General features: G+C 73.0%; 1 protein-coding gene and 1 pseudogene. Both read left to right on the top strand.

Going from position 1 to position 1,872, the window contains the following annotated elements; all coding sequences use genetic code 11:
- Positions 1–703, top strand: a 703-nt coding sequence (locus tag FNQ90_RS21590; protein WP_228471459.1) for a DNA polymerase, incomplete at its 5' end; no start/stop codon positions are given.
- Positions 704–1,073: 370 nt separating this feature from the next.
- Positions 1,074–1,872 (top strand): annotated as a pseudogene (locus FNQ90_RS21595) (lytic murein transglycosylase); the annotation flags it as partial.

Raw genomic sequence — 1,872 nt, forward strand, 5'->3', positions numbered from 1 at the left:
GGGGTGGGAGTGCCTGCTGACCGCCGACTACAGCCAGATCGAACTGCGGGTCATGGCCCACCTCTCGGAGGACGAGGGCCTGATCGAGGCGTTCACCTCCGGCGAGGACCTGCACGACACCGTCGCCTCCCAGGTCTTCTCGGTGCCGCGCGGGCAGGTGGACCCGGAGATGCGTCGCAAGACCAAGGCGATGAGCTACGGCCTGGCCTACGGCCTGTCGGCCTTCGGGCTCTCCCAGCAGTTGGGCATCGGCGCGGACGAGGCCCGACGCCTGATGGACACCTACTTCGAGCGCTTCGGAGGGGTGCGCGACTACCTTCACCGGGTCGTCGGCGAGGCCACCGCGGTCGGCTACACCCACACCATCCTGGGACGCCGTCGCTACCTGCCCGACCTGTCGAGCACCGACCGCCGGCGGCGGGAGATGGCCGAGCGGATGGCGCTCAACGCCCCGATCCAGGGCACGGCGGCCGACATCGTGAAGATCGCCATGTTGCGGGTGGACTCCGCGTTGCGCCGGGAGGGGTTGCGCACCCGGATGCTGCTCCAGGTGCACGACGAGATCGTGCTCGAGGTCGCCCCCGGTGAGCGGGCGGCGGTCGAGGAACTGGTGCGCCGGGAGATGGCCGGCGCGGTGGAGTTGCGTGTCCCGCTGGACGTATCCATCGGTGTGGGCGCCACCTGGGAGGCCGCCGCGCACTGACCGGCTCATCCGTCACGGCCGTGTCCCCGCGCCCCGACCGACGCGGAGGGGCACGGCCGTGACGGTTCGTCGGACGGTTGGTGACAACGGTGTGCCCGACCCCGGAACACGGTGGGGGGAGCCTGGTTCGGGAACCGGGGGTTGACGTAGTGTCGTCCCCGCCGTCGATCGGCACCCACCGTGGCACTCCGGGCGCACCCCCGGGCACGGACAGTTCGTTCGCGCGCCAACGGTCGGGGCCGGTCCGACGCGTACCGCCGGGAGAGTGAGGGCGGGTCGTCGACGACCCGTGGAGGGGAGAGATCGGGTGGCGTCCACCAGGCGGAGGATCAGGCGCGGACTGTCCGGATCGGCACTGGCCGCGGTCGCCATGGCGGCCCTCACCGCGTCACAGGGCACGGACCTCCTGGCAGGTGCGGAGGCCGCCGACGGCGCGGGGGGGACGGGGGGCGGCAACGACTATCCCGGTCGTCCCTACGAGACCGAACTCCCGCCACCGGGTGCCCCCGCCCCCGATACGGACCCGGCCGACCGGGAGGGGACGGGACCCGGCCCCGACGGGCTCCCCGCAGGCCCGATCGGAGAGGCCGCCGCCGGCATACCCGCCGCCGTGCTGGAGGCCTACCGGGCGGCCGAGGCGTCCCTCGCCGTCTCCCACCCCGGTTGCGGCCTGGAGTGGGAACTCCTCGCCGCCATCGGCAAGGTGGAGTCCGGACACGCGCGCGGAGGCGCGCTGGACGCGGAGGGCAACGCGATGCCCCCCATCCTCGGACCGGTGCTGGACGGCAACGGTTTCGCCCGGATCACCGACACCGACGGCGGACGGTGGGACGGCGACGCGGTGTTCGACCGGGCCGTGGGTCCGATGCAGTTCATCCCCTCCACCTGGGCGGGGTGGGGGGCGGACGGCAACGGTGACGGCGTCAGCGACCCGAACAACGTGTACGACGCGACGCTCGCCGCCGGGCACTACCTGTGCGCCGGCTCCAGGGACCTGAGCCGGCCCGCCGATCTGGACCGGGCGTTGCTGAGCTACAACAACTCGCGTGAGTACGTGAACACCGTCATGTCGTGGCTGGAGTACTACCGCGAGGGTGCGCACGCCGTGCCCGACGCCGGTCCGGGCGCCGGCGGGAACTCCGGGAACCCGGGGGGCGCCGGGGTGGGGA

The sequence above is a fragment of the Streptomyces alkaliphilus genome (assembly GCF_014141535.1).
Lineage (GTDB): Bacteria > Actinomycetota > Actinomycetes > Streptomycetales > Streptomycetaceae > Streptomyces > Streptomyces alkaliphilus.